The organism is Actinoplanes sp. G11-F43 (assembly GCF_050589265.1).
GTDB lineage: Bacteria > Actinomycetota > Actinomycetes > Mycobacteriales > Micromonosporaceae > Actinoplanes.
Window position 1 is genome coordinate 1 of sequence record NZ_JBNZCE010000078.1, and the last position, 7,016, is coordinate 7,016.

A 7,016-nucleotide genomic window follows, 5' to 3' on the forward strand; every position below is an offset into this window, starting at 1 on the left:
GGGCGCCGGGGTGGGGTCGGCGGCGAGGGCTGGTGGGGCGTGGAGTCCGGCGCCGAGGACAGTAGCTGCCAGCACCGATATCAGGGCAGCGCGTAGCCGGGGCAGTCTCATCGGGTACCCCCAGTGAGCAGGGCGGCCTCGGCCTCCAGGGCACGCTGGTACAACGCGATCCACGAGGCGGCCTGTTCGGCGGCGGTCTGCTGGGCGGTCAGCCACTGCTCGCGGGTGCCCTGTGCGGTGCCGGCGACGTTCTGCCAGTTGGGGCTGGTGGCGGTGCCGGCCGCGATGGAGATCTGCAGCCAGGTCTCGGCCTGCCGGAGGGCGACCTGTTCGGCGTCGGCCCAGGCCACCCGGGGCTGTGTGGTGTGTGCGGCGACGGCGGCCCAGTCGCGGGCGGCGGCGGCGATCAGCTGCTCCTTCGCCTCGGCCGCGGCGTCGCGGGCCTTCTGTTCGGCCGTCTGGGCGTCGGCCACCAGACGGCGGGACGTGAGCAGCCAGGCCTTGTCGGCGTCGGCGCACTGCCGGCGGTATGTCTGGGTGTCCAGCCCGGCCGCGCTGGCCCAGCCGTAGCTGAGGAATTCGGCGACGTCGGCATCGGTGGCTCCGGGTGCGACCGCCCGGGCGGCCCAGGCCCGGACCTGTGCGCCGGGGTCGTTGTCGCGCAGGTGGGTGACGTAGTCGCGGTCGTCCTGCCGGACCAGGTCGGCGCGGAGCTTGTCGTCGGCGATCCCCTTGCGGTCCAGGTCCAGGGCGACGGCATAGCCGGTACGGGCGAACTCGTCCAGCTCCAGCTCGGTGCCGGTGAGGGCGCGCCGGCCGGCCGCGTTGACCTGTGGGTAGGTCCGGGCCGGGTGGGTGGTGACCATTCGCCGCGCGTACGTGGTCTGGCGCGCCAGGTTCTGCTCGGCACGGTCCATCGCCGCGGGGTATCCCGAGATCAGGAACGTGGTGACGGCGGTGGCCTTCTCCTCCGGGGTGTCGCCGGTCAGCAGTGCCGAGCGCGCCGCGCTGCGGACCGCCAGGCGCTCCTCGTAGGCTGACAGCCAGCGGACGAAGAGGCGTTCCGCCTCCTCCTGCTCGGCCGTGAGCGCGGTGACCGCCGACGGTTCGGCGGCGCGGGCCGCTCCCGCCCAGGCCACGGCGCTGAACGCCGTGACCGTGCTCGCCATGAATATGCTTCTGCGTTTCATCGTGTCCCCCGTTGGCACGCACACCAATAGGCCGGTCGCCGTAGGCGGACCAGCACAATAGACGCCGATGAAAGCACGCCTTTCCGTCCCGCGCCGCCCCGCAATTCCCAGAAAAGGGGATGATCAGCGCGGACATCGGGGTGAGGCGTTCGTCATGCCAATGCAGCCTTGTCAATGGACGGAGCGCCGGGCTAGTTTCCCCGGGCGTCCAGCCGGGCGATGAGCCCGATTTCCGGACGTGCCCTTCCAGGCCAATTTCTACGGGGGAATCGACCTCATGCCACACATCACCGATGGGCTGACCGCCCGGAGGCTTCTCGCCGCGGGTGTCGCCGCCGTGGCATTCACCGCGGTGACACCCGCCGCCGCGCACGCCACGCCCGCACTGCCCTCGCAGTTCGCCGCGCAGGCCGCCGCCGACCTGTACGAGCAGAAGCTGGCGGTCGCCGTGAAGTTCGGGCGCGGGGACGACTACGCGCTGGCCGAGCTGGCCGACCGCGACTTCGTCATCGCGATCTGGAACCACGTCAAGGCCAAGCCGGAGCACACCGAGGTCCGGATCGCGGCGGAAGTCGCGTTCAGCGCCGCACCGGAGGACGTCGAGCAGGCCTGCGTCGACTTCATCCTCACCGAGGTGTTCGCGGCCTTCGACCGGGACGTCGAGCGGGAGCGCCAGAGCACCGAGGCCAAGCGGCTGAGTGACCTGGCCCGTACCACCGCCTCCGCAGCCATCGACGTGGTCGCCGACGCGGCCCTGCTCAGCGGGACCGACGCCCAGTTCCTGCTGAAGATCCGGGACCTGGTCGACGGCGAGCGGTGGCCGCTGGTGAAGGCCGGCGCCGACACCGCGCGTACCGGCTCGGCCGAGGAGCAGACCGCGTTCATCGCCTCCGGCCTGGCCGCCGCCGCCAAGCAGGACACCGAGGACTGGATCGCCAGGGACAACGACAAGACCGAGGCGGAGAAGGCGGCGGCGCAGGCCCGGGCCGCGAAGCAGTTCGCCGCCAACCGGATCGGCCTGCCGGTCACCACCGAGCTGCTCAGCCTGCCGGACCGGGACTTCGTGGTCACCGTGTGGAACCACGCGGACGAGGGCACCGAGGTGCAGCTCGCCGCGGTCACCGCGGCCCGCAGCCTGGACCCGGCGGATTGGCGAGCCTTCATCGACGCCGGCATCCACCAGGCCAAGGACCGGGACATCCAGATCGCCCTGGAGAAGAAGGAGGCCGACGACCGCAAGACCGTCCAGGGGATCGTCGACCGGGCGCTGAAGGCCGGGCACGTCTCGCTGGCCACCGCCGGGCAGACCGCGCTGGCCACCAGCTACACCGCTGTCGCGCGTTTCCTGCAGACCGGGCAGTACGAGGTGCGCTCGGACATCGTCTCGGTGGTGGTCGCCGGCAACCGGATCGGCATCCTCACCGCGGACGGCGTCGCGTACGTCAAGGAGGGTGGCCTCGGCGCGACCTGGGTCAAGGAGTACACCGGCGTCAAGCAGCTCGCGCTGTCCGGCAACCGGATCGGCATCCTTCTCACCGACGGCAGCACCTACGTCAAGGAGGGTGGCCTGAGCGCCGGCTGGGTCAAGCAGGCGACCGGCATGAAGCAGATCGTCCTGGACGGCAACCGGATCGGTAACCTCACCACCGGCGGGGTGGCGTACGTCAAGGAGGGTTCGCTGACCGCCACCTGGGTGAACGAGTACAGCAACGTCCAGCAGATCGCTCTCTCCGGCAACCGGATCGGCGTTCTCGGCACCGACGGCACCGCGCGGGTCAAGCAGGGCACGCTGAGCGCCGCCTGGAGCACCCAGCACACCGGCATGAAGCAGCTCGTCCTCTCCGGCACCCGGGTCGGCGTGCTGAGCACCGGCGGGGTGGCGTACGTCAAGGACGGCGCGCTGAACGCCCTCTGGAGCACCCAGCTCACCGGCGTCAAGGAGCTGACCCTCTCCGGCAACCGGATCGGTGTCCTCACCACCGGCGGGGTCACGCACGTCAAGGAGGGCGCGCTGAACGCTCTCTGGGTGAACGAGTTCAGTGGCGTCCAGCAGCACGCTCTCAGCGGCAACCGGATCGCGGTCCTGACCGGCGACCGGGTCGCCCGGGTGAAGGAGGGTGGCCTGAGCGCCTTCTGGACCGTTCTGCGGACCGCTCCGGAACCTACTGCCTGACCCTTCTCGTCATGAAAGGGCTCTCCCGGTGCGGGAGAGCCCTTTCATGTTTCCTCAGAGCATGTCGCTGCGATACCAGGACTGACCTTTCAGCCATTCCAGATATGCGTCGAAGATGCGCGCCAAACCGGCCGGGCTCTCCTTTACCGCGAGGAATTCGTCGAGCAGGGCGAATAGCTCATCCGCCCCCGAATCTCCGGTTTCACGCGGATCCGATTCCGTGACGGCACGTTCGGCCAAAGCGGCCCAGGTGAGATTGTTGCCGTCGCCCAGCCGGACTATCAGCCACTCGCGGAAACCCGAGAGCAGGCCGCCTGACGTGGCCGCGTCGAAACCGAGGACGAAGGCGACGGTGCCACCCCAGGTGCCGTCCAGGCCATGCAGGCGAGGACGGCGACGAACCGACTCGAAGTACGCCCGATTACTCACTGACTCCACCTCAGAACGGGAATTCCTCATCGAGGAGGTCGGTGAACAGCTCCTTGTACTCCTTGATCGTCAGTCCCTTCCGGTCGGTGAAACCATCATAAACCCTGCCATCTCGTACGACGACTTCATGATGTGTCCATTCCGACCACTGTCCGCGATACCTGCCCAGGTTCGAAAGACCGGGCGGAGGGTTGATCCGGACGATGTCGCCACCGATCTTCCGCTGGATCTCGGCGGCTACCGCCTCGCATCCGTTCGACCGGCAGACCTGCGACGCGTCCAGCGGCTTCCAGTCCGGGCCGAGGTCACCGCAGTTGTGGACGAGGACCGGGCGGTTGCCCGCGAGCACGTAATACGTGTGGATGTCGGCGACCGTCAGGTTGTGCACCACGGCCTGCTCGGTGCGGTGCCGGATCGCCGAGATCCGCACCAGCGTCCCGGAGCTGGTCCGCAGCCACTGGTTCACGGCGAGGTTCTCCGCGTCGACCCACTTCGACAGCTCGGGCACCCAGAACGGGTGGTTGTGGGTGGCGGTGATCGTCGCCCCGTCGACCGTGAGGTCGACCAGCTTCTTCGCGCCACTGCCGACGATCGTGGCGGTCACCGGTCTGCCGGCGGTCACACCGTTGACCGGGTCGGTGGCCAGGACCCGATCCCCGACTGTGAGTCCTTCGATGGGCCGGCTGGTGCCGTCGGCGAGCAGGACCCTGGTCCCGGGGACGAAGCTGTTGTCGTCCGGGCAGCCGCCCTTCTTGAGGAACTTCTTGACCAGGTCGTGAACCTTCTTGCGGGCGCCCTTGACCCCGTCGGCGAACTTCTCGTACTTCTTGTAGAGGTCCCAGACGTTCTTGAGCTTCTTCAGTTTGCCGATCGGGATCAGGTCGAGGACCGCCCAGAAGCAGGCGCCGAAACTGGGCTTGGTGGCGCACTCCTTGAGATCCCCGATCACCAGGTCGCCCAGGAACTCCAGGCCGTTCTCCTTGATGAAGTCGAGAATGCCCTGCTCGGCGGCCTTCTTGGCGGCCTCGTACTCGGCCCGCTCCTGTTCGCTGAGCGACGCCAGGAAGGCCTTCTCCTGGTCCGGAGTCAACTCGGCGCCCGTCTCCAGCGCCTTCTCCAGTTCCGCCCGTTCGGTGGCCTCGGTCCGTTCATAGGCCTTCTGCGCGTCGATGGCGTGCTGCAGGGCCAGCGCCGCGGCCTCGACGGCCCGTTCGGCGTACTTCTGCGCGGACTCCGCGTACTTCTTGGCCTCGGCCGCGGAGGCCTCGGCCCGGTCGGCGGCGCCACGAGCCGCGGCGGCGTCGTTCTCCGCCGCGGTAGCCGCACTGTTCGCCGCGGCGGCGTCCCGCTGGGCCTGCTCAGCGCTGCGACCGGCAACCGCGGCGTCGTTGGCAGCCTCATTAGCGGCCTGCCGGGCGGCCAGCGCGTCAGCCCGGGCTTGAGCGTCAGCCCGGCCGGCACTGGCCGCGGCCGTACGAGCGGCGGCCCCGTCGACAGCTGCCTGCGCCGCGTACTTCTTCGCCTCGGCAGCCGACCGCGCGGCCGACGCAGCGGACTTGGCCGCCTGCGCCGCAGCGGTGTAAGCGGCCGGCACCTGCTCGTTGGCCAGATCAGCGGCATCCTGAGCCTTACCCGCCGCGACCAGAGCCTCCTCAGCGCGAGCCTGAGCCGCCGCAACCTGCTCCGCACCGATACTCGCAGCCTGCTCAGCCACCAACCGCACGAAATCAGCGTCGATGTCAGACCCGCTGAACGGCGACACCATGCCGATCGCCGCATCATGCGGCGCCGCGATACCCGCCGCCGACAGACGTGCCGCAGCCGCCGCGTTCACCGCGATCTCGGCCTGAGCCGCAGCCGCGACAGCCTCGGTAGTGGCGGCCTCAGCCTCGACCTTCGTCCGATCCGCCGCCCACAGCGCACGGACCGCCTCCTCGGCCGCCTCCCGTGCCAGGTTGACCGCCGCGGTCGCCGCCCGGGCCGCCTTGATCTGCTCCGCGGTGGCCAGCGCCGCCTTCGCGTCGGCGCGCACCCGCGCGGCGTGGGTGGCCTTCGCCGAGGCCTCCGCCCGGTCCGCCGCCGCGTCGGCGGCGTTCGCCGCGGCTCTGGCCTGTGCCGCGGCCGCCCATGCCCGGCGGGCAGCCTGCTGTGCCTGGGTGGCGGCACCGCGGGCGTTCGCCGCGGCGCCGGTCGCGGTGTTCGCGGATCCGCGCGCCGACTTCGCCGCGCCGTCCGCGGTCTGGAACTCACGGTCGGCGTCGGCCGCCGCGGCCAGCGCCTCGTTCCGGGCCTCCGCACTGTCGGCTTTGGCCACCCAGCCGCGGTGATACTGCGCCTTGGCCTCGGCCGTCTGACGATTACGTTCCGCGGCGTACGCGGCGTCGCGCGCCTGCCGCGCCACGCCCTCCTTCTCCCATGCCTTGGCCTCCGCGGCACCGGCCTTCTGATCGGCGTCACCGGCCCGCCTGGCGGCCGCGTCGGCGATGCCGGCCTGTGCCTCGGCGTTTGCCCGGGCACTGCGCGCCACGGCCGCCTGCCGTTCGGCTTCGGCCCGGTGCTGAGCGGCCAGCGCCGCCTGTTCCTGGGCGATCTGCCGCTGACGCTTGGCCTCCGCCGCCTGGGCCTCGGCCTCCTGCCGATGCCGGCGGGTCTTCTCCGCTTCCGCCCACGCCTTCGCCTCAGCGGCCTGTGCCTGCTCCCGGGCCTTCTTCGCCCGTGCCGCAGCCGTCTTGGCAGCCGCCGCCTGCTTCTCCGCCGCGGCAGCAAGCCTCGCCGCCGACCGGGCATGCTCCTCGGCATGCTCACGCCACTTGATCGCCTGCCGCGCATGCGCCTCGGCCTGCGCCTGCGCACCCTGCGCGTTGTTCGTCGCGACGGTCGCGTCCGAGGCGTACACCGCGGTCTGAGTGGCACCGACCGCAGCCGTCGCCGCCTCGCTCATGCCCTGGGCGATCAGCGCCCACTCAGCCCCGTACTCCAAGCCGGTGTCGATCAAATCATCAGCGGCCGTCGACGCGGTGGCCGCCGCGACACCCGCCTCCCGAGCGGCCGCTTGCGCATACCCCAGCTGCCGCTTGACCTCGGTATTCGCCGCGGTCAGCTCGGTCGCCTTCGATCCCGCCGTGCCACTTCCAGCAAGAATCCGTGCCGAGTGCCGGGCACCGTTCGCCGCGGCGGCCATCGCGTTGGAGGCCTGCTGCAGGGCGCGAACGCCCTCCCCGTGT

Annotated in this window: 4 protein-coding genes; 1 reads left to right on the forward strand and 3 read right to left on the reverse strand. The window is 70.6% G+C overall.

Annotated elements, in window-relative coordinates; genetic code table 11:
* Window positions 1–107: 107 nt before the first annotated feature.
* A complete protein-coding gene (locus ACQ0O7_RS44785) occupies window positions 108–1,169 on the reverse strand; it encodes a hypothetical protein (protein ID WP_430792041.1) in 1,062 nt (353 codons plus the stop codon).
* Window positions 1,170–1,467: 298 nt separating this feature from the next.
* Here ACQ0O7_RS44785 and ACQ0O7_RS44790 point away from each other — a divergent pair, with 298 nt between their 5' ends.
* Window positions 1,468–3,363: a hypothetical protein gene (locus ACQ0O7_RS44790; RefSeq protein ID WP_430792042.1), complete on the forward strand. Its 1,896-nt coding sequence runs from the start codon at window positions 1,468–1,470 to the stop codon at window positions 3,361–3,363.
* Window positions 3,364–3,417: 54 nt separating this feature from the next.
* Here ACQ0O7_RS44790 and ACQ0O7_RS44795 read toward each other — a convergent pair whose 3' ends face one another.
* Both ACQ0O7_RS44795 and ACQ0O7_RS44800 read right to left on the reverse strand, forming a co-directional pair.
* Window positions 3,418–3,792, reverse strand: coding sequence for a hypothetical protein (locus ACQ0O7_RS44795; protein WP_430792043.1), 375 nt, complete (start codon window positions 3,790–3,792; stop codon window positions 3,418–3,420).
* A 10-nt stretch (window positions 3,793–3,802) separates the two neighbouring features.
* On the reverse strand, window positions 3,803–7,016 hold a 3,214-nt coding region (locus ACQ0O7_RS44800; RefSeq protein ID WP_430792044.1), incomplete at its 5' end, for a polymorphic toxin-type HINT domain-containing protein.